This window comes from Ramlibacter tataouinensis TTB310, assembly GCF_000215705.1.
Classification (GTDB): Bacteria; Pseudomonadota; Gammaproteobacteria; order Burkholderiales; family Burkholderiaceae_C; genus Ramlibacter; species Ramlibacter tataouinensis.
In genome coordinates, this window is the sequence record NC_015677.1 from 518,350 (window position 1) to 539,593 (window position 21,244).

General features: G+C 72.3%; 16 protein-coding genes. 7 read left to right on the top strand and 9 right to left on the bottom strand.

Translation table 11 applies throughout. From position 1 onward, the window contains the following. The first annotated feature begins 69 nt into the window (after window positions 1–69). Genes RTA_RS02540 through galK form a run of 3 tightly spaced genes read left to right on the top strand, consistent with a single transcriptional unit; the run spans window position 70 to window position 4,002 of the window. A complete protein-coding gene (locus RTA_RS02540; protein ID WP_013899811.1) occupies window positions 70–1,851 on the top strand; it encodes a glycoside hydrolase family 2 protein in 1,782 nt (593 codons plus the stop codon). A 1-nt stretch (window position 1,852) separates the two neighbouring features. Then, on the top strand, window positions 1,853–2,941 hold the full coding sequence (gene galT, locus RTA_RS02545; RefSeq protein WP_013899812.1) for a galactose-1-phosphate uridylyltransferase: 1,089 nt from the start codon (window positions 1,853–1,855) through the stop codon (window positions 2,939–2,941). Next, the gene (gene galK / locus RTA_RS02550) at window positions 2,941–4,002 is read left to right on the top strand and encodes a galactokinase (protein ID WP_013899813.1); all 1,062 of its coding nucleotides are present in this window, start codon (window positions 2,941–2,943) and stop codon (window positions 4,000–4,002) included. Before galT ends, galK begins: the two co-directional genes overlap by 1 nt. Before the next feature lie 19 nt (window positions 4,003–4,021). Here the strand turns inward: galK and RTA_RS02555 are convergent, their stop codons facing one another. The 5 genes from RTA_RS02555 to RTA_RS02575 all read right to left on the bottom strand — a co-directional run bounded on the left by RTA_RS02555 (window position 4,022) and on the right by RTA_RS02575 (window position 11,237). Then, window positions 4,022–6,301, bottom strand: a complete 2,280-nt coding sequence (locus RTA_RS02555; protein ID WP_013899814.1) for a sugar nucleotide-binding protein — start codon at window positions 6,299–6,301, stop codon at window positions 4,022–4,024. Further along, complete coding sequence (glf, locus tag RTA_RS02560; RefSeq protein WP_013899815.1) at window positions 6,298–7,503, bottom strand: UDP-galactopyranose mutase; 1,206 nt, start codon at window positions 7,501–7,503, stop codon at window positions 6,298–6,300. Before glf ends, RTA_RS02555 begins: the two co-directional genes overlap by 4 nt. A 204-nt stretch (window positions 7,504–7,707) precedes the next feature. Continuing rightward, entirely contained in the window at window positions 7,708–8,319 is a 612-nt protein-coding gene (locus tag RTA_RS02565; protein WP_041674983.1) for a thioredoxin family protein, read from the bottom strand. A gap of 9 nt (window positions 8,320–8,328) precedes the next feature. Next, window positions 8,329–10,419 (bottom strand): protein-disulfide reductase DsbD family protein, encoded by a 2,091-nt coding sequence (locus tag RTA_RS02570; protein ID WP_013899817.1) that lies wholly within the window; start codon window positions 10,417–10,419, stop codon window positions 8,329–8,331. A gap of 50 nt (window positions 10,420–10,469) precedes the next feature. Beyond that, entirely contained in the window at window positions 10,470–11,237 is a 768-nt protein-coding gene (locus RTA_RS02575; RefSeq protein ID WP_041674984.1) for an alanyl-tRNA editing protein, read from the bottom strand. Window positions 11,238–11,295: 58 nt separating this feature from the next. Between RTA_RS02575 and RTA_RS02580 the strand changes: the two genes are divergently transcribed. Then, window positions 11,296–12,609: a PQQ-dependent sugar dehydrogenase gene (locus tag RTA_RS02580; protein ID WP_013899819.1), complete on the top strand. Its 1,314-nt coding sequence runs from the start codon at window positions 11,296–11,298 to the stop codon at window positions 12,607–12,609. A 117-nt stretch (window positions 12,610–12,726) separates the two neighbouring features. After that, window positions 12,727–13,848, top strand: a complete 1,122-nt coding sequence (locus RTA_RS02585; protein ID WP_013899820.1) for a CE1 family esterase — start codon at window positions 12,727–12,729, stop codon at window positions 13,846–13,848. Window positions 13,849–13,859: 11 nt separating this feature from the next. On the opposite strand, the gene RTA_RS02590 is transcribed toward RTA_RS02585, so the two are convergent. The 4 genes from RTA_RS02590 to RTA_RS02605 form a co-directional block, all read right to left on the bottom strand. After that, the gene (locus RTA_RS02590) at window positions 13,860–14,042 is read right to left on the bottom strand and encodes a hypothetical protein (RefSeq protein ID WP_013899821.1); all 183 of its coding nucleotides are present in this window, start codon (window positions 14,040–14,042) and stop codon (window positions 13,860–13,862) included. A gap of 73 nt (window positions 14,043–14,115) precedes the next feature. After that, the gene (ftsH, locus tag RTA_RS02595) at window positions 14,116–16,134 is read right to left on the bottom strand and encodes an ATP-dependent zinc metalloprotease FtsH (protein ID WP_013899822.1); all 2,019 of its coding nucleotides are present in this window, start codon (window positions 16,132–16,134) and stop codon (window positions 14,116–14,118) included. A gap of 94 nt (window positions 16,135–16,228) precedes the next feature. Next, on the bottom strand, window positions 16,229–16,660 hold the full coding sequence (locus RTA_RS02600; RefSeq protein ID WP_013899823.1) for a TrbL/VirB6 family protein: 432 nt from the start codon (window positions 16,658–16,660) through the stop codon (window positions 16,229–16,231). 180 nt (window positions 16,661–16,840) lie between these two features. Beyond that, complete coding sequence (locus RTA_RS02605; RefSeq protein WP_041674986.1) at window positions 16,841–17,305, bottom strand: Lrp/AsnC family transcriptional regulator; 465 nt, start codon at window positions 17,303–17,305, stop codon at window positions 16,841–16,843. Between the two features lie 120 nt (window positions 17,306–17,425). Between RTA_RS02605 and mdeB the strand changes: the two genes are divergently transcribed. Together mdeB and RTA_RS02615 are read left to right on the top strand one after the other, a co-directional pair. Next, window positions 17,426–20,059, top strand: coding sequence for an alpha-ketoglutarate dehydrogenase (gene mdeB / locus RTA_RS02610; protein WP_013899825.1), 2,634 nt, complete (start codon window positions 17,426–17,428; stop codon window positions 20,057–20,059). Between the two features lie 53 nt (window positions 20,060–20,112). Then, entirely contained in the window at window positions 20,113–21,171 is a 1,059-nt protein-coding gene (locus tag RTA_RS02615) for a LacI family DNA-binding transcriptional regulator (RefSeq protein ID WP_013899826.1), read from the top strand. The last annotated feature ends 73 nt before the right edge of the window (window positions 21,172–21,244 follow it).

Consider the following 21,244-nt stretch of genomic DNA (forward strand, 5'->3'; position numbering starts at 1 on the left):
TCTTTAAGCTTCGCAGCCCGAGCGTGGCCGGCTCCGCTCGACCGCGCCTGACGAACAAGGAGAAGCTTTTTGGATTTCGGCTACCCGCGCCCGCAACTGCAACGCGCGCAGTGGATATCCCTCAACGGCACCTGGCGTTTCTGCTACGACGACGCCGGGCAACTGCAGAACCCGGCCCAGATCGAGCGCTGGCCGCTGGAGATCACGGTCCCCTTTCCCCCGGAGTCCAAGGCCAGCGGCATCGGCGACCAGGGCTTCCACAAGACGGTGTGGTACCAGCGCGAGGTCGACCTCAAGCCCGGCAACGACCGCGTCATCCTGCGCTTCGGCGCGGTGGACTACTCGGCGCGCGTCTGGGTCAATGGCAGCCTGGCCGCCACCCACGAGGGCGGCCACACGCCTTTCTCCGCCGACATCACCCACATGCTGGACCCGTCGGGCCGGCAGGTCATCACCGTGCGCGCCGAGGACGACCCGCAGGAGCTGACCAAGCCGCGCGGCAAGCAGGACTGGCAGCTGGAGCCGCATTCGCTCTGGTACCCGCGCACCACCGGCATCTGGCAGACGGTGTGGATGGAGCGCGTGCCGCGCACCTACGTCGACAAGATCCGCTGGACCCCGCGCGTGGAGGGCTTTTCCATCGGCTTCGAGGCGCGCCTGGGGGGCGACCGGGCCGAGGACCTGTCCATGGAGCTGATCCTGCGCCACGAGGACCGGCTGCTCGCACGCGACCGCTACCGCGTGGTCGACGGCGAGGTCGACCGCTCGATCGCGCTGTCCGACCCCGGCATCGACGATTTCCGGAACGAGCTGCTGTGGAGCCCCGAGCGGCCCACGCTGCTGGACGCCACGGTGCGGCTGATGCAGGGCGATCGGGTCATCGACGAGTTCACCTCGTACACCGCGCTGCGCTCGGTCAAGACCCTGCGCGACCGCTTCATGCTCAATGGCCGCCCCTACGTGCTGCGCCTGGTGCTGGACCAGGGCTACTGGCCCGACACCCTGCTGGCCTCGCCCGGCGACGACGCACTGCGGCGCGACGTGGAGCTGGCCAAGGCGATGGGCTTCAACGGCGTGCGCAAGCACCAGAAGGTCGAGGATCCGCGCTACCTCTACTGGGCCGACAAGCTGGGCCTGATGGTCTGGGGCGAGATGCCCTCGGCCTACCGCTTCACCCGCACCGCCATCAAGCGCACCATGCGCGAATGGTCCGAGGTGATCGACCGCGACTACAGCCACCCCTGCGTCATCGTCTGGGTGCCGTTCAACGAGTCCTGGGGCGTGCCCGAGCTCACCTCGGTGCAGAGCCAGCGGCATGCGGTGGAGGCGCTCTACCACTTCACCAAGACGCTGGACGCCACGCGGCCGGTGATCGGCAACGACGGCTGGGAGTCCAGCGCCACCGACATCATCGGCATCCACGACTACGACGCCAACACCGAGCACATCCGCCAGCGCTACGGCGCGGAGATCCAGCCCGAGCAGCTGTTCGACCGGCGCCGGCCAGGCGGCCGCATCCTCACGCTGGACGGCTACCCGCACCGCGGCCAGCCCATCGTGCTCACCGAGTTCGGCGGCATCGCCTTCCAGCGGCACGCCGACCCGGCGGTGAAGAAGACCTGGGGCTACACCCGCGCCGACACCGAGGAGGACTTCGCCCGGCTCTACGAGGGGCTGCTGCGCACGGTGATCCACACGGCCCTGTTCAGCGGCTTCTGCTACACGCAGTTCGCCGACACCTTCCAGGAGGCCAACGGCCTGCTGTACGCCGACCGCACGCCCAAGGTGCCGCTGGAGCGCATCAAGGCCGTGACCAGCCTGTCGCGCACCTACATCCCCGGGGGCGTCTAGCGTGCACACCCTGGAGCTGGCCAAGCCCGACGGCCGCGGGCTGACGCTGTACAGCCGCCGGCCCATCGACCCGGCGCTGCAGGCGCCCAGCCCGTTCCCGGAGCCGCTGGCCGGCAGCCCGCACCTGCGCTGGCACCCGCTGCGCGGCGAGTGGGTGACCTATGCGGCCTACCGCCAGGGCCGCACCTTCCTGCCGCCGCCCGAGTACAACCCGCTGGCCGGCACCACCGACCCGGCCAACCCCACCGAGGTGCCGGCCGGCAGCTGGGACATCGCCGTCTTCGACAACCGGTTCCCCTCGCTGGCCCGGCCCGCCGGCGGCGACGCGCCGCCGCAGCTGATCGTGCCCACGCGGCCGGCGGACGGGCACTGCGAGGTGGTGGTGTTCACGCAGGACCCGAGGAGCTCGCTGGGCGCGTTGCCGCCGGACCACATCGACCTGCTGATGCGGGTGTGGGGCGAGCGCACGCAGCGCCTGGCGCGGCGCGAGGGCATCCGCTACGTGCTGCCGTTCGAGAACCGCGGCGTGGAGATGGGCGTGACCCTGCACCACCCGCACGGCCAGATCTACGCCTACCCGGTGGTGCCGCCGGTGCCCGCGCGCATGCAGCAGGTGGCGGCCGAGCACCACGCGCAGCACGGCCGCGGCCCGCTCGCGGCGTTGATCGAGGGCGAGCGCCGGGACGGCCGGCGCATGCTGTACCAGGGGCCGCATGCCGTGGCCTTCGTCCCGGTGTGCGCGCGCTACCCGTACGAGGTGTGGGTCGCCCCGGTGCGGCCGGTGGAAGGCTTCGCCCAGCTGCAGGACGCCGAGCGCGCCGACCTGGCGCGCGCCCTCAAGACCGTGCTGCTCAAGTACGACGGCCTGTGGCAGCGCCCGCTGCCCTACCTGATGGCCTGGTACCAGGCGGCCCTGGACGGCCAGCCCCATCCCGAGGCGCACCTGCACGCCCAGCTCTACCCGCCGTACCGCACGCGCGACCGCCTGAAGTATTTGGCCGGCACCGAGATCGCCGCCGGGCTGTTCGCCATGGACGCGCTGCCCGAGGACAAGGCGGCCGAGCTGCGCCAGGTGGAGGTGGGCTTCTGATGGCGGCCAGCTTCGAAGAGGCTTTCGGCGCCGCGCCGCAGGCGCGCGCCGAGGCGCCCGGCCGGGTCAATCTGCTGGGCGACCACACCGACTACAACGACGGCTTCGTGCTGCCCGCGGCGATCCCGCAGCGCACCCGCGTGGCCATGCGGCGCAACGGCGGTGCCGATTTCGCGCTGCATGCGGCCGAGCTGGGCCACGGCGCGCGCTTCGGCCTGGACGCGCCGCCCACCGAGCAGTTCGCGCGCTATGTCTACGGCTGCCTGCGCCTGGTGCAGGATGAAGGCGCGCAGGTCCCCGGCCTGGACATCCATGTGGCCTCCGACGTGCCCATGGGCGTGGGACTGTCCTCCAGCGCGGCTCTGGAGGTGGCGACGCTGCGCTGCCTGCGCGAGCTGCTGGGCTTGGGCGTAGACGACGTGCGCATCGCCCAGCTGGGCCAGCGCGCCGAGATCGAGTACGCCGGCGTGAACGTCGGCATCCTGGACCAGATGGCCTCCAGCCTGGCCTCCACCGAGCGCGCGCTGTTCCTGGACACGCGCAGCCTGGAGCGGCGCCCGGTGCCGCTGCCGGCCGGCGGCCAGGTGCTGGTGCTGGATTCGGGTGCGCCGCGCAGCCTGGCGGCCAGCGGCTACAACCAGCGCCGCGCCGAGTGCGAACAGGCGGCCCGGGCCCTGGGCCTGGCGTCGCTGCGCGACGTCCCCGATCTGGCGGCCCTGGAGGGCCTGCCCGAGCTGCTGCGCCGCCGCGCACGCCATGTGTTCACCGAGAACCGGCGCGTGCTGCAGGCCGTCGAGGGCATCGCTGCCGCGGCTTTCGGCGCGCTGATGAACGAGTCGCACGCCAGCCTGCGCGACGACTACGAGTCCTCCGCGCCCGAGGTGGACCGCCTGCAGGCGCTCCTGCAGCGGCATCCCCGGGTGCATGGCGCGCGCATCACCGGTGGCGGCTTCGGCGGCGCCTGCGTGGCGCTGGTGCGCGCGGACAGCGCATCCCAGGTCGCGGCCGACGTGCTCGCCGCCTTCGGGCCGCAGGGCCGGCAGCTGGTGCCCATGCCCTGAGCGGGCACGGGCACGGGCCTCAGGCCGTCTCGGCGGTGGACCGGGACAGGGCGTCCAGCAGCGGGGGCTCGTCCGTGCAGCCCAGCGTGCGGGCCGGTTCGGCCAGGGTCTGCGACGAGGCCAGCGCCGACAGGTAGCGCTCCAGGCCGCTTTCCAGGGCGGGCATGAGCTGGCCGCGTTCGCTGGCCAGCGGTGCGTAGCGCGGCCGCGGCGCGACCTGTCCCAGCTCGGCGCCCGGGCAGGGCTGGACCAGGCCGGTGGGCAGTCCCGCGGCCTGCGCCGCCAGCTGCGCGAAGCCGGCCCAGCTCACGGCGCCGCGGTTGGCCAGGTGCCAGATGCCGCGCTCGCCGTCGATCAGCAGGTCCAGCGAGGCCTGCACCAGGTCGGGCACGTAGGTGGGCGAGACGAACTGGTCCGACGCCGCACGCCAGGGCTCGCCGCGCTGCAGCGCCTCCAGCGCCAGCGTCACGAAGTTGTGCCGGTCCCAGGGGCCGAAGAAGGCAGCGGTGCGGATCACCAGCGCGGCCGGGTCCTGGACCAGCATGCGGCGCTCGGCCTCCAGCTTGCTGCGGCCGTAGGCGTTGAGCGGCGCCGGCACATCGGACTCGACGTAGGCCGAACCCTTGCGCCCATCGAACACCAGGTCGCTGGAAAAGCCCATGTGGCGCACGCCGCGCCGGGCGCAGGCGGCCGCCAGCACGGCGGGGCCGTGCACGTTGTCGCGCCAGTGGCGCGGCTCGTGCTCGGCATCGTCGACCCGCACGAAGCCGGCGGTGTTCACCACCGCCCAGGGCTGCCAGCGCTCCAGCGCCGCCTCCACCGAGGCGGGATCGCCGATGTCCATCTCGGCGCGCGACAGCAGCCGGTAGGGCAGGCCGCGCAGCTCGCACAGGCGCGCATAGGCGCGGCCCAGCGTGCCGGTGGCGCCGGTGATCAGCAGCGGCCGGCCCGTGACCGGCAGGGCCTGCAGCTCGCCATGGCAGGGATAGGCCAGGCGCAGCTCGCGCTGCCACCAGCCGGGGCCGGCCAGCACCGGGCTGTCGGGCGCCTGGCCGGCGGCCAGCTGGCGCGCCAGGCGGGCCAGGGCCGTGGGCCGCGGCGTCGCGGGCGTGCCGTCGGCCGCGGGGCCGGCGCTCACGTCCCACAGGCCGGGCTCGTAGTGGCCGGCGTCGCGCGTGACCAGGCTGTCCCAGTCGTAGGTGCCGAAGGCGGCCCAGACGGTGACGGCGCGCAGGTCCAGGCCCTCTTCACGCAGCGCCTGGGCGCAGGCCCAGGTCTGGTGCAGCCAGCGCAGCTGCTCCTCGCGGCTGCAGCCCAGGTGCACCTCGGTGACGGCCATGGGCAGGCGGTAGCGCTCCCAGGCCTCGCGCAGCCTGGCGCGAAAGCCGCCCAGGTGGGCGCCGTGGATGCGCAGGGTCTCGACATCGACGTAGCGGTCGCGGCCGTTGCCGCCATGCAGGGCCTCGGGGTAGCGCTCCAGCCGGTCGTCCAGGAAGCGCTCGCTGGTCACGTAGGCGTTGATGCCCAGCAGGTCGGGCGGGCAGGGCGCCTGCACCAGCGCCAGCAGCTCCTCCTCGCTGGCGCCGTTACGCACCAGGTAGCCCCACAGCGGATGGCCGCGGTCCACCTTGCCGCACAGCAGGTCGAAGCTCAGCCAGCGGCGCACGTTCTCGAAGTCCGCCTGGTACTGCAGCCGCGGCGAGTTGCAGGTGGTGAAGCCCAGGTCGTCGGTCTGCACCAGCTGGGCGCGCGGGTTGACCTCGCGCACCGCGCGCATCGCGGCCACCGTGCCCTGGATCTCGCCGAGCAGCGCGCGCACGAATGCGGCGTCATCGCGGCCATGCGGGTACCAGTGGCCGTACAGCCCGGCGAAGCGCGCCGTGGTCAGCGGCTCGTTCACCGGCGTCCAGGCGTCGACCTGCGGGTAGCGCTGCGCCACGGCGCAGGCATAGGCGGCCAGCAGCCTGGGGAAATCCGGGTCCAGCAGGTGCGTGTGGCGCGGCCCGCTGCCATGGTGCAGCAGGCCGACGATGGGGGCGACGCCCAGGTCGGCCATGCGGGCCATGCGCTGGTCGGCCCAGCGCCAGTCGGCATCCTCCAGCGCGCCGGGCGCCGTGCGTTCCCACAGCAGGGGAAAGCGGATGCGCCGCACGCCCAGGCCGGCCAGCCGGTCCAGGTCGTCCAGCCGGTGGGCGAAGCCGTTGCGCTCGATCTGGTCGAAGAAGCGGTCGCCGACGCGGTTGACGGTGCACTCCGGCCCCGCCCACAGCTGCAGCGGTGTCGTCCTGCGGCCCGTCATGCCGGGCGGGCCGTTTCCGTGAGGACCGCGGCGGCTTCGGCACCCGCCTGGTGGCGCTGCGCCAGCCGCTTGAAGGTGGCCAGGGCCTGGCCCACCACCTGGTCCATGTTGTAGTACTTGTAGGTGGCCAGCCGGCCGACGAAGGTGACGTTCTCCATCTGCTCGGCCTCGGCCTCGTACTTGCGGTACAGCTGCGCGTTCTCCGGCCGCGGCACCGGGTAGTAGGGGTCGCCCTCGGCCTGCGGGAACTCGTACACCACCGAGGTGCAGGGATGCTCCTGGCCGGTGATGTGCTTGAACTCGCTGATGCGGGTGTAGCCGTAGTCGTTGGGGTAGTTCACCGTGCCCACCGGCTGGAACTGCTCCTGCCGGAAGGTCTGGTGCTTGAACTCCAGGCTGCGGTAGGGGAGCTTGCCGTGCTTGTGGTTGAAGAAGGCGTCGATGGGGCCGGTGTAGACCATGTGCTTCCACGGCACCAGCTCCACCATCTCGCGGTAGTCGGTGTTGAGCATCACCTTGATGTTCGGATGCGCCAGCATGCGCTCGAACATGCGCGTGTAGCCGTGCAGCGGCATGGCCTGGAAGGTGTCGGCGAAGTAGCGGTCGTCGCGGTTGGTGCGGGTGGGCACGCGGGCCGTCACGCTGGCGTCCAGCTCCGACGGGTCCATGGCCCACTGCTTGCGCGTGTAGCCGCGGAAGAACTTGTTGTAGAGGTCGCGGCCGACCTTGCTGACCACCACGTCCTCCGAGGTCCTGATCTGCTCCTTCTTCTCGGCCACCGACTCGAAGAACTTCTCCAGCTCGAAAGCGGTGAGGTTCAGGCCGTAGAGCTTGTTGACCGTATCCAGGTTGATGGGCATGGGCACCATCTGCCCGTCCACGCTGGCCAGCACGCGGTGCTGGTAGGGCCGCCACTCGGTGAAGCGCGACAGGTAATCGAAGATGTCGGCCGAGTTGGTGTGGAAGATGTGCGGCCCGTAGGGATGGATGAGGATGCCGTGGTCGTCGTAGCGGTCGTAGGCATTGCCGCCGATGTGCGGCCGCTTGTCCACGATCAGCACCCGCTGGTTCAGCTCGCTGGCCAGCCGTTCGGCCAGCACGCTGCCGGCGAAGCCGGCCCCCACGATCAGGTAGTCGAAGCCTCGTTGCCCCGGTACTGCGGCGGAGGCCGCCGACTTGAATCCCTCGCTGACTTTGTCCAACTGCGTGCTCCTTGATGTCGCAAAACGTCGCGTTCATGCGGCCGGCACGCCAGGCCGCGGTTGCCCACGTCAGCAAAGGGCAAACGCTGTGCCTGGCATCAGCAGAAGAGGCAGGCTTGCGACTCCCAGGCCGCGCGAGCGGCTCCCTCCGAATCCGTGGGTGTTCGCCGGAGCCCTGCCAGCCAAAGTGCTGGCGGCCCCGTCTCAGCTCTTATATTTGACCGAGCAGCCGTAGGGCCGTGTCGTCGAAACGCTGAGGGGCTTGCCGGACAAGGCCTCACCCAGGCCCTGGCGCACGTAGTTGGTCGCGCGCGGGATGTCCTGGGCATTGGCCGAGGGGATGCTGTCGATGCCGCCCGCGTAGACCAGCCGTCCCTGCGGGTCGACGATGTACAGGTGCGGCGTGGTGCGCGCGCCGTAAGACTTGCCCACGGTGCCTTCCTCGTCCATCAGCACGGCGGTCGGCGCGGCCTTGCGCTCCTGCTTCCAGGCCATGAGCTTGGCCGGCTCCAGCCAGTCGCCGCTGTCCCGGGCCGTCGAGTTGACCGACAGCCAGACCACGCCCTGGTCGGTGGCGGCCTTCTGCGTGGCCGGCATGTTGCCGCTGTTGTAGTGCTTCTGGACGAAGGGGCAGCCGGGGTTGGTCCACTCCAGCACCACGTGCTTGCCGCGGAAATCGCTGAGCCTGACGGTCTTGCCGGCGGCATCCTTGAGCGTGAACTCGGGCGCGGGCTGGCCCACGGTGGCGGCGGCCTGGGCGGTGGCGGCCAGGGCGGTGAGGGAGGCGGCGATCAGGGTACGGCGCAGCATGGGCAGGCTCCTTGTTTACAGGTTGGCGATCACGGAACGGACTTCCTCCACCCCCAGCACCTCGGACAGCACCACCGGCGGGCTGCCCTTCTTGTAGACCACGTACACCGGCACGCCGCTGCGGCCCAGCCTGGCCAGCGCGGCGGTGATGGCCGCATCGCGCCGGGTCCAGTCGGCACGCAGCAGCGCGACGTTCTTGGCGCTGAAGTCGGCCAGCACGTCCTCGCGCGCCAGCGTGGTCTTCTTGTTGTACTGGCAGGTCACGCACCAGGCGGCGGTGAAGTCCACGAACACCGGCTGGCCGGCGGCCAGCAGCTCGTCCACCCGCGCGGGCGACCAGGGCTGCCAGCGCTCGCCGGCGGCGCCCGCCACGGCACCCGCCGCCGGCGCGGCCTGGATGACATTCGGGCCGGCGGCCCAGGCCAGCAGGGCGAAGGCGGCCAGCGAGACGGCGGCCAGCGCCGTCCGTGCGCGGCCGCGCAGGCCCAGCGTCCACACGATGAAGCTCAACGCCACCAGCAGCCCCAGCAGCGCACCGGCCCCGTCGATGCCGCTCTGCTGGCCCAGCACCCACACCAGCCAGGCCACGGTGGCGAACATGGGAAAGGCCATCAGCCGGCGGAAGGTGTCCATCCACGGACCCGGCCGCGGCAGCCGCCGCGCCAGCGCCGGCAGCCAGCTGGCCGCCAGGTAGGGCAGGGCCATGCCCACGCCCAGCGCGGCAAAGACGGCCAGGGCCTGCGCCGGCGGCAGCGCCACCGCCAGGCCCAGCGAGGCGCCCATGAAGGGCGCGGTGCAGGGCGAGGCGATGGCCACCGCCAGCACGCCCGACAGGAAGGCATCGCCGGCAGGATGCCGGCTCTGCAGCGTCGCCAGGCGCGAGGGCAGGAAGCTGCCGAACTCGAACACGCCCGCCAAGTTCAGGCCGATCAGCGTGAACAACGCCGCCAAGGCCGCCACAACGGCCGGCGACTGCAGCTGGAAGCCCCAGCCCAGCTGCTCGCCGGCCGCGCGCAGCGCCAGCATTGCCGCGCCCAGCGCCAGGAAGGACAGCACCACGCCGGCGGTGTAGGCCAGCCCGCCGAGCCGGCGCTGTTCGCCGCCATGCTGGGCGAAGCCCACCACCTTGATGGCCAGCACCGGGAACACGCAAGGCATGAGGTTGAGGATCAGCCCGCCGAGCAGGGCACCCAGCAGCGCCGCTCCCAGGGTGAGCGAGGACGCGGGCGTCGGCGCCGCGGCGGACAAGGCGGCGTTGTCGCGCAGCGCGGCCTGCAGGGCGGGCGGGACGGCCGCGGGCGCCGCCGTGGCCGGCCAGCGGTCCTGCACCTGGACCTCGGCGCGCCAGCCCTGGCCCCCGTGCGCGAGCACCACGGGCATGGCCGCGGGGCTCTGGCTGCGCTGGGGCGACAGCGGCACGGCCGCGGTCCAGGTGGCACCCTGCCATGCCTGGGTCCAGGCGCCGGCGGTCTGGATCACCTCGCCGGTTTCGGGGAAGAACTCCAGCTGGCGGCCCTGCAGCGCCGCCGGCAGCCCGGCCACCGCGAAGCGCAGCGTGTCACCGTCGATCCGCACCGTGCTGCCGGCCGGCAGCGGCTGCGGCTGCGCCTCGAAGCTGGCCTGGAACGCCGCGCCGTGCAGCGCCGTGGTGCTGTTCAGCGGCAGCTGCAGCGCGAACTCGCCGTCCTCGGGGATGCACTCCTTCTTGCACACCAGCCAGCTGGCCTTGAGCCGGATGTCCAGCGCGCTGGCCAGCGGGCCCGGCTTGAAATCGGGCGCGATGGCCAGCGGCACCGGCAGCAGCACCGTGCCCTCGTAGCCGTAGTTCGCCAGGTTGCCCAGGGGGATCTTGCGCGGGACCGGCCAGGCGATGTCGCCGGCCAGCACGCCCGCAGGCAGTGTCCATTCCAGCTGGGTGGGCAGGCCCGAATCGCCGGAGTTCTTCCAGTAGGTGTGCCACTCGGGCTGGTGGGCCAGCTGCAGGCCCACCCACACGGTCTTGCCGGGGCCCACCCCGTCCGGCGCATGGGCCATCAGCTCGGCCCGCACGCGCTCGGTGGTCACCGTGGCGCGGGGGCTGTTCTGGGCCCAGGCCTGCGCCAGCAACGCACAGCCTGCTACCAGAAGCAGAGCGAAGAGAAAGCGGTGTGAAATCCTCACGGGTGTCGGAGCGCGACCGTGGCGCCAAGTTCCGCAAAGCCCAGCACCACCCGCCGGGTGCTTGCCGACTTCTTCTCGATCCTGGTGACCACGACGCTGCCGATCTCGGCCGTGTTGGCCACGTGGGTGCCGCCGCAGGGCTGGAAATCGATGGCGTCACCGATGCGGATGGTGCGTATGCGGCCCGTGCCGCGCGGCGGCTGCACCGACATGCTCTTGACCAGCGCCGGGTTGGCGTCCAGTTCCTGGTCCGTGATCGCGCCCACCACCACCGGGTGGGCCGCGGCGACCAGCCGCGCGATGCCCTCGGTGAGCGCTTCCTTGTCCAGCGGATCCGTCATGTGGAAGTCCAGCCGCGCGTACTCGGGGGTGATGGAGCAGCCGTTGACCGGCTGCGGCACCAGGTGGCACAGCAGGTGGGTGGTGGTATGGAAGCGCATCAGCCGGTGCCTGCGATCCCAGGCGATGCGCGCCGTCACCGCATCGCCCGGCTTCAGCCCGGCCAGCGCCTGCGCCTGGCCGGCCGCGGGCAGGTGGCAGATCTCGTCCGTCGGCTCGCCCTGGGCGTTCCTGCCCTTGCGGGTGTCGGCGACGGCGATCTCGCGGCCGTCGGCCAGCACCAGCACGCCGCTGTCGCCGGCCTGGCCGCCGCCTTGCGGGTAGAACACGGTACGGTCCAGCACGATGCCGGCCTCGCCCAGGGCCACCACGGCGGCGGTGCACTCGCGCAGGTAGCCATCCTCACGGAACAGGTCTTGGGTCATGCCCCGATTCTGGCGGTTCTGGCCTACAGTCCGCCACACCCGACCCGAGACTGCCCGCATGGAATCACGACGCCCCTCCTCCCTGGCCTTTGCCGTCGCCAGCGCGCTGCTGGCGGGCTGCGGCGACATCTCGCGGCTGCCCGAGGGCGCGGCCGTCGGTCCCACGCCGCAGCTGCCGGCGCCAACCACCCGCCTGATCCCCACGGTGAACGTGGCGCCGGCCCAGGGCTGGCCGGGCGGCGGCCAGCCGGTCGCGGCCGCGGGCTGGCGGGTGACGGCGCTGGTGCGCGGCCTGGCGCACCCGCGCTGGCTGCACGTGCTGCCCAACGGCGACGTGCTGGTGGCCGAGAGCAACAAGCCCGCGCCGCCGCCCGGCCAGGAGCCGCGCGGCTTCAAGGCCTGGGCCGCCCGGCTGGTGATGAAGCGCGCCGGCGCCGGCGTGCCCAGCGCCGACCGCATCAGCCTGCTGCGCGACGCCGATGGCGACGGCGTGGCCGAAACGCGCACGGTGTTCCTGGACGGCCTGCACTCGCCCTTCGGCATGGCGCTGGTGGGCAGCCAGCTCTACATCGCCAATGCCGATGCCGTGGTGCGGGTGCCTTACACGCCCGGCGACACGCGCGCCGGCGCCGCGCCGGTGAAGGTCGCCGACCTGCCCGCGGGCCTGAACCACCACTGGACCAAGAACATCCTGGCCAGCCGCGACGGCCGCACGCTGTACGCCACCGTCGGCTCCAACAGCAACGTCGGCGAGAACGGCCTGGCCGCGGAGGAGGGCCGCGCCGCCATCTGGGCGATCGACCTCGCCAGCGGCAACAAGCGGCTGTTCGCCACCGGCCTGCGCAACCCCAACGGCCTGGCCTGGGAGCCGCGGACCGGCGCCTTGTGGGCCGTGGTCAACGAGCGCGACGAGCTGGGCAGCGACCTGGTGCCCGACTACCTGACATCGGTGCGCGAGGGCGGCTTCTACGGCTGGCCCTGGTTCTACTGGGGCAGTCGGGCCGATGCCCGCGCGCCCGGCAGCGCGCCGCAGCAGCCCGTGCTCACGCCCGACTACGCGCTGGGCAACCACGTGGCGCCGCTGGGCCTGGCGTTCAGCGACGGCCGCCTGCCCGCGCCCTTCGACAGCGGCGCCTTCGTCGGCAACCACGGTTCCTGGAACCGGCGGCCGCTGTCGGGCTACAACGTGGTCTTCGTGCCGTTCGCGCAGGGGCGCCCCTCCGGCGCGCCGCGCGACTTCCTCACCGGGTTCCTGAGCCCGCAGGGCGACGCCTGGGGGCGGCCGGTGGGCGTGGCGCTCGACGGCAGGGGCGGCGTGCTGGTGGCCGACGACGTGGGCAACACGGTCTGGCGCGTGGCCCCGGCGCGCTGATCGCGGTTCAGCCGTGTAACGGACGACACCTCTTCTTACATTGCGTACGCAAGCCGGCATCAGGTTCCTACACTGCAAAACACAGCAGCACCTCGTTACGTGCTGCATGGAGGTGCCATGAGAACAGTGCAAGCATTGCAATGCGCGGCGGCCATGATGGCCGGCGCGCTGTGGGTGTCGGCCGCGAGCGCCGCGCCGGGGGACGGGCCGTCTGCGCGGACGGCGACCACCATCGCGCAAAGCGGCAGCGGCGCCGCGGCGCAGCCCAAGGCCGCCGCGAAGGCCAAGCCCGCTGCGGCAGCCTCCAAGGACGGCGCCAGCAAGGCCGCCGTCCGGCCTGCCTCCAAACCCAAGGCGGCCCCGCGGACCGCCGCCAAGCCGCGCGCGCCGGTCAAGCGCCCGACGGCCAGGACCGCCGCGCCGGCAGCCGCCGCCCTGGCGGCCAAGGCCGCGCCGGCCTGGAGCGATACCGAGAGCCGCCTCACGCGGCCCGGCGACCATCCCTTCACCATCGCCCACGGCGGCCTGGCGCGCAGCTACCGCGTGAACCTGCCTGCCGGCTACCACCCGGCGACGCCGGCGCCGCTGCTGGTGCTGCTGCAGGGTGCCTCGCGCGAATCCGCCCGCGACATCCAGGACCTGGCGCGGCAGGCACAGGCCCAGGGCTTCATCACCGTGTTCCCGCAGGGCGCCGCGCGCGGCCTGGACGGCAAGGCCCTGGTCAAGGCGGCCTGGAACGCGGACCGCGAACCGGCGGCCGACGACGTGGGCTTCGTCATGCAGGCGGTGGCCAACGTGTTCCGGCAGGCCAGCATCGACCGCGAGCGCATCTACGCGGCCGGCCTGGGCGAGGCGGCCGCCATGGCCTGGCGGCTGGCCTGCGACAAGCCCGACATCTTTACCGCGGTGGTGGGCATCGGCGCGGCGCAGCCTGCCGGGCCGTGCTCGCCCAGCCTCCCCGTCTCCGTGCTGCATTTCCAGGCGGGCGACCCCTTGCCCGGCGCCGCTCCCGGCACGCGGGATCCCGCCGCGCAGTGGGCCCAGCTGAACGGATGCAGCGCCGCCCCGCGCCGCATCCTGGACATCGGCGCGGACTACTGCGAAAGCTATGGCTGGTGCCGCGGCCAGGCCGAGGTCCAGCGTTGCGTGGCCGGCAGCGATGGCGAGTCCCCGGCCAAGGGCGGCGCCCTGACCATCTCGGCCACGGACCGGATGTGGGACTTCCTCGGGCGGCGCTGAACGAGCGGCCGCTAGCAGAGCTTGGGCCGGCCGTCGCGCTCGTACTGCACCGTCACGCCGCTGGGGAACTGCAGGTAGCGCACGCCTTCCACGCAGGCCACCGAGTAGCCCGTGAGGTTGGCCGTGACCTTGCGGTCGAACCAGCCGCAGCCGGCCAGTGCCATGGCCAGCACCATCACCACCAACTTGTTCATCGCCGCCTCGCTGTGTTGCCGTCGTTGCCGCCGTTCTAAGGCAAGTGCGGCCGCCGCGGCGTAGGCCGGACCCTCAGGTCCCTTGTCGCAACGGCGCCCCTTCCAGCTGCGGCGCGGGCGGCAGGCCGGTGACCCGCAGGATCTCCTCCTCCGACAGCGTCTCCTGGTTCAGCAGCGCCCTCACCAGCGCGTCCAGCGCCGGCCGGTGCTCGCGCAGCCGCCGCTGGGCCTCCTCGTGGCAGCCCTGGATGATGCGCTGCACCTCCGCATCCACCAGCGCCGCGGTCTGCTCGCTGAACGGCTTGTCGCCGCCCACGCCGGCCGCGGTGCCGAGGAAGCGGTTCTCGCGCGGCGCGAGCTGCACCATGCCGACCGCGTCGCTCATGCCCCAGCGCGTGACCATGCTGCGCGCCAGCTGGGTGGCCTGCTCGATGTCGTTCTCCGCGCCGGTGGTCCGGGTGCCGTACACCACCTCCTCGGCGGCGCGGCCGCCCAGCATGCCGATGATGCGGGCGCGCAGGTAGGCCTCGGGGTAGTTGTAGCGGTCGGTCTGCGGCCGCTGGTAGGTGACGCCCAGCGCCTGGCCGCGCGGCACGATGCTCACGCGGTGCACCGGGTCGGCGCCCGGCACCACCAGGCCCAGGATGGCATGGCCGCCCTCGTGGTAGGCGATGCGCTCGCGGTCCTGCGGCGACAGCAGCAGCGGCCGCTCCGGGCCCAGCACGATCTTCTCCAGCGCATCCAGGAAGTCCTTGTGCGCCACCGCGGCCTCGTTGCGGCGCGCGGCCAGCAGCGCGGCCTCGTTCACCAGGTTCTGCAGGTCCGCGCCCGAGAAGCCCGGCGTGGCCTGGGCCAGCTCCTCCAGCCGCACGTCGCCGGCCAGCGGGACCTTGCGCACGTGCACGCGCAGGATGGCCTCGCGGCCGGCCTTGTCCGGCAGGTTGACCACCACGCGCCGGTCGAAGCGGCCCGGCCGCAGCAGCGCGCGGTCCAGCACGTCGGGCGTGTTGGTGGCCGCCAGCACGATGATCCCTTCGCGGCCGGAGAAGCCGTCCATCTCGGTGAGGATCTGCTGCAGCGTCTGCTCCTGCTCGCTGTGGCCGCCGCCGAAGGCGATGCCGCCGCGCGCGCGGCCGATGGCGTCGATCTCGTCGATGAAGATGATGGCCGGCGCGCTCTCGCGCGCCTGCTTGAACAGGTCACGCACGCGGGCCGCGCCCACGCCCACGATCATCTCCACGAACTCGGCCGCGCTCATCGAGAAGAAGGGCACGCCCGCCTCGCCGGCCACCGCCTTGGCCAGCAGCGTCTTGCCGGTGCCCGGCGAGCCGATCAGCAGCACGCCCTTGGGCGCGGTGCCGCCCAGGCGCGTGTACTTGTCGGGCGCCTTGAGGAAATCGACGATCTCCACCAGTTCGGCTTCGGCCTCGTCGATGCCGGCCACGTCGTTGAAGGTGATCCGGTTGGCGGGGTCGCCCGCGTCGTAGCGCTTGGCCTTGCTGCGGCCGATGCCGAACATGCCGCCCATGCCGCCGACCCCGCCGCCCTGCGCCGCGCGGCGGTACATCCAGACGTAGAAGCCGATGATGAGCAGCGCCGGGCCGAAGTACAGCAGCGTGGTCCATAGCCCGCCCTGCTGGATCGGCACCGCGCTGATCTCCACGCCGTGGCGGATCAGGAAGTCCTCCAGGCCGCGGTCGAAGAAGGCCGGCAGCTCGGTGTTGAAGTAGGCCGAGGTGCGCGGTGGCGGCAGCAGCCGGCGGTCCAGCGTGGTCGGGCGCGGCGGCTGGCCGGCCTGCTTGACCTCCTCGGGCGTGGGCCAGGTGACGGGCTGCTTGAAGCGGCCTTCGATCGTGGTGCCGCGGCTGTACAGGGCGGTGACGTTGCCCGCCGCCACCTGCTGGCGGAACTCGGTGTACGGCACGGTGACCGGCTGCTCCCCGGGGAACAGGAAGCGCATCAGCAGGTAGTTGACCAGGAACAGCAGCGCGAACAGCCCCAGCGCCTTGCGCGGCGGCAGGCGGCTGCCCAGCGGATTCGGCTTGGTGCCCGGCGGGACGGTGGGCTTGGCGGGGTTCTGCGAAGCGTTCATGGCGCGATCATGCGCAAGCCTTACCGCGGCTGAGCGTCAGCCGCGGGCGCGACCGCGCGCCGGGCGGTGCCGCCCGGCGCCCAGCGAGCTGCGCTCAGCGCTGGCCCTGCTGCCGGCGCCAGCTGCCGTAGGCGTCGTCCATGCGCTGGCGGCGGCTGTCGTCCGCTCCGGCGCCGGCGGTCCTGCCGTCGGCCGGGCCCGCGCCCATGGTGCCGAGCTCGCCACTGCCGCCGCCACTGCGCTGGGCCTGCTGGGGCGCCGGCGGTAGGCGGTTTTCGAGGGCCTGCCCGGTGCTGCGCATCCTGTCTGCGCCGCGGCGCGCGACGTTGCCCGTCGCGCTGGCAGCGCGCTGGGCACCGCGCTTGGTGGCCTGGCCGGCACGCTTGGCGCCTTGCACGCCCTTGTCGACGACTCCACCCGCGGTGGTGCGCTGGCCGGCAGCCTGGCTGCCGCTGTCGCGGGTCTGGGCGATGGCGGAGCCGCCGAAGGCAAGGGCGGCGGCGATCAGGATCGGTGACAACTTCATGGCGACTCCTTGAAAGACTCGGGTTCGGATGCTTCCATCAGAACGCCGACGGCGCATCCGGGCTGTCGGAGCCGGCAGCAAAAGCGTGTCGGGCGGTGGCGCGCCGGTCGGGCTGCGGATGGGCCAGGGCGCAACGCGGGCGGGCTCACGGCCCCGTGCAGCGGCGATCCTCCTGCGCGCTCATGCCGGCAGCGGCAGCGCCGTCTTGTAGCGCACCTGCTTGAGCGCGAAGCTGGAGCGGATCTTCTCGATGCCGGGGATGGGCGTCAGCTGGTTCAGGATGAAGCGCTCCAGTGCGGCGATGTCGGCCAGCGCCACGCGGATCAGGTAGTCGCTGTCGCCGGTCATCAGGTAGCACTCCATCACCTCGTCGTGCTCGGCGATGCGGCGCTCGAACTCGGCCAGCGAGCCGCGCGACTGCTCCTTCAGGCTGATGGAGATGAACACGTTCAAGCCCAGGCCCACGGCCTTGGGGTCGGCCAGCGCCACATAGCGCTGGATCACGCCCGCCGCCTGCAGGGCCTTGACGCGGGCCAGGCAGGGCGAGGGCGACAGGTGCACCCGCCGCGCCAGCTCCACGTTGCTCAGGGAACCGTCCTGCTGCAGCTCGGCCAGGATGCGCAGGTCGATGCTGTCCAGTTGCATGGAATGCTGTAGATGAAGAAGTTGACGGCAGATCGTGCTGCCATGCAGTGTATCCGTCCGCTTTTCGATACCCCATGCCGGCCCGCTTTGCCTACAGTGCGAGCTGGAGACAAGCACCCCATGACCGACCACAGCATCACCCGCTTCCTGTTGGCCGACGGCCGCAACGACACCGATCCCACCGAAACCGCCGAATGGCGCGACGCGCTGCTGTCGCTGGTGGCGGTCCAGGGCCCGGCACGGGCCCGCCATATCCTGGACGAGCTGGCGGCGCTGGCGCGCGGCCCGCACATCGCCTGGTCGCCCGAGCTGGTCACGCCCTACGTCAACACCATCCCGGTGGACCGGCAGCCGGTGTTCCCCGGCGACCTGGCCATCGAGGAGAAGCTGGCCTCGCTGATGCGCTGGAACGCGCTGGCCCTGGTGGCCCGGGCCAACGCCGCCTACGGCGAGCTGGGCGGCCACATCGCCAGCTACGCCAGCGCCGCCGACCTGTTCGAGGTGGGCTTCAACCATTTCTTCCGGGCCGGCAACCCCGCCCACGGCGGCGACCTGGTGTTCTTCCAGCCGCACAGCGCGCCGGGCGTGTACGCGCGGGCCTTCCTCGAGGGGCGCCTGACGCAGCAGGACCTGGCGCATTACCGCCAGGAGATCACCGCGCCCCAGCACGGCGCCCGCGGCCTCTCCAGCTACCCGCATCCCTGGCTGATGCCGGACTTCTGGCAGTTCCCCACCGGCTCCATGGGCCTGGGGCCGATCAGCTCGATCTACCACGCGCGCTTCATGCGCTACCTCACGCACCGCAACCTGCTCGACTGCGGCGCCCGCAAGGTCTGGGGCGTGTTCGGCGACGGCGAGATGGACGAGCCCGAGAGCATGAGCGCGCTCACCCTGGCCTCGCGCGAGAAGCTGGACAACCTGGTGTGGGTGGTCAACTGCAACCTGCAGCGGCTGGACGGCCCGGTGCGCGGCAACGGCCGCATCGTCGACGAGCTGGAAAAGCTGTTCCGCGGCGCAGGCTGGAACGTGGTCAAGCTGCTGTGGGGCAGCGACTGGGACGGCCTGTTCGCGCGCGATGCCCAGGGCGCGCTGCTGCGCGCCTTCGCGCACACGGTGGACGGGCAGATGCAGACCTTCGCCGCCAAGGACGGCCGCTTCAACCGCGACAACTTCTTCGGCCAGAACGAGCAGCTGCAGCGGCTGGCCCAGGGCATGACCGACGAGCAGATCGACCGGCTCAAGCGCGGCGGCCACGACCTGGTGAAGATCCACGCCGCCTACGCCGCGGCGGCGGCGCACGAGGGCCAGCCCACGGTGATCCTGGCCCACACCAAGAAGGGCTACGGCATGGGCACGGCCGGCCAGGGCCGCATGACCACGCACAGCCAGAAGAAGCTGGACGAGGCGGCGCTGCTGGAATTCCGCAACCGCTTCAACCTGCCGCTGTCGGACGAGCAGGCCCGCAACCTGGAGTTCTTCAAGCCGGCCGAGGACAGCGCGGAGATGCGCTACCTGCACCAGCGCCGGGCCGCGCTGGGCGGCCACATGCCCCGGCGCGAGTCGGCCTCGCCCGTGCTGCCGGTGCCGCAGCTCGCCTCCTATGCGCAGTTCGCCACCCAGGCCGGCGGCAAGGAGATGTCGACCACCATGGCCTTCGTGCGCCTGCTGGGCAACCTGCTGAAGGACCCGCAGCTGGGGCCGCGCATCGTGCCCATCGTGGCCGACGAGGCCCGCACCTTCGGCATGGCCAACCTGTTCAAGCAGGTGGGCATCTACTCCAGCGTGGGCCAGCGCTACGAGCCGGAGGACATCGGCTCGGTGCTGTCCTACCGCGAGGCGCTGGACGGCCAGATCCTGGAGGAGGGCATCAGCGAGGCCGGCGCCATCGCCAGCTGGACGGCCGCGGCCACCAGCTACAGCGTGCACGGCTTTCCCATGCTGCCGTTCTACATCTACTACTCGATGTTCGGCTTCCAGCGCGTGGGCGACGCGATCTGGGCGGCGGCCGACCAGCGGGCGCGCGGCTTCCTGCTGGGCGCGACCTCGGGCCGCACCACGCTGGGCGGCGAGGGCCTGCAGCACCAGGACGGCAGCAGCCACCTGGTGGCGGCCACCATCCCCAACTGCAAGGCCTGGGACCCGGCCTTCGCCGGCGAGATGGCGGTGATCGTCGACCACGGCATGCACGAGATGCTGGTGGAGCAGCAGGACGTCTTCCACTACATCACGCTGATGAACGAGAACTACGCCCAGCCGGACCTGCCGGAAGGAGCGCAAGAAGGCATCATCCGCGGCTGCTACCGGTTCGCCGGCTACCCGCCCGCGGCTCCCGGCGCGCCGGCCGGAGACACGGTGACGCTGCTCGGCTCGGGCGCCATCCTCACCGAGGTGATCCGCGCGGCGCAGCAGCTGGCCGCCGAAGGCATCGCCTGCGAGGTCTACAGCGTGACCAGCTGGAGCGAGCTGGCGCGCGACGGCATCGCCTGCGAGCAGCGCGCGCTGCGCGGCGAGGCCCACACCGAGCCCTACCTGCGCGGCCTGCTGGCGGCAGGGCGCGGGCCCATCGTGGCCGCCACCGACTACGTGCGCGCCGTGCCCGAGCAGGTGCGCGCCTTCCTGCCGGAGGGCCGCCGCTACCTCACCCTGGGCACCGACGGCTTCGGGCGCAGCGACACCCGGGCAGCGCTGCGGGCGTTCTTCGGGGTGGATGCGGCCCACATCGCGCGGGCGGCGCGGCACGCGCTGGGACGCTAGCCAGCGCTCGGCCGTACCGCTACCATCGGCTGAAACTGGTTTCAGTTCAGCCCATGCCTGCACCTGCCGTTCCGTCCTTGCCGCCTGCCGCCCCCGACGCGGGCCTGCGCGCCACCATCGCCGACGTTGCCCGGCGCGCCGGGGTCTCCAAGGCCACGGTCTCGCGCTTCCTGAACCGGCGCGACGAGCTGCTGACGCCGGAGATCGCGCGCCGGGTGGAGGCGGCCATCGCCGAGCTGGGCTACTCGCCCAGCCCCATGGCCCAGGCCCTCAAGCGCGGGCGCTCGCGCCTGATCGGCCTGGTGGTGGCCGACGTGACCAACCCGTTCTCGGTGGCCGTGCTGCGCGGCGCCGAGAAGGCCTGCCAGCAGGCCGGCTACCTGCTGATGCTGTTCAACCTGGGCGACGACGCCGACCGCGAACGCGACGCCATCGAGGCGCTGGTGGCCTACCAGGTCGAAGGCCTGATCCTCAACACCCTGGGCCGCGACGAGCGGGCGGTGGCCGCCGCCGCGCGCAGCGGCCGGCCGGTGGTGCTGGTGGACCGCCGCCACGCCGAGATGCAGGCCGACTTCGTTTCGCTGGACAACGCCGGCGCGGTGCGGCTGGCAGCCCGGCACCTGGTGGACGCCGGCTGGGACGAGCTGCTGTTCGTCAGCGAGCCGGTGGCCGGGGTCAGCTCGCGCCAGGAGCGCGAGGCGGCGTTCCGCGCCTTCGTGGCGGATGCCGCGGGCATCGCCGGCCGCAGCGTCGAGTCCTGGGCGGGCGGCGCCGAGGCGCTGGCCCAGGCGCTGCGCGACCTGCGCGCCCGGGGACGGCGGCCCGCCGTGCTGGCCAGCAATGCGGTGGTCACCCTGCGCGTGGCCGAGGCGGTGGCGGCGCTGGGCTGGCGCTTCGGCGGCGACCTGGGCTTCGTCGGCATCGACGAGACCGAATGGGCGCCGCTGGTGGGCCCGGGCCTGAGCACCGTGGCCCAGCCCACCGACGCGCTGGGGCGGCTGGCCACGGCCTGCCTGCTGGAACGCCTGCAGGGGCTGACGGTGCCGCCGCGGCAGATCCTGCTGCCGGGGCAACTGGTGGCGCGGCGCTCTTCCTTGGGCACGCAAGCCTAGGGTAAATCCGGATGAAAGGCTGAAACCGGTTTCTATAATGAATCTAAGAAACCGGTTTCAGTGATTCCTGCCT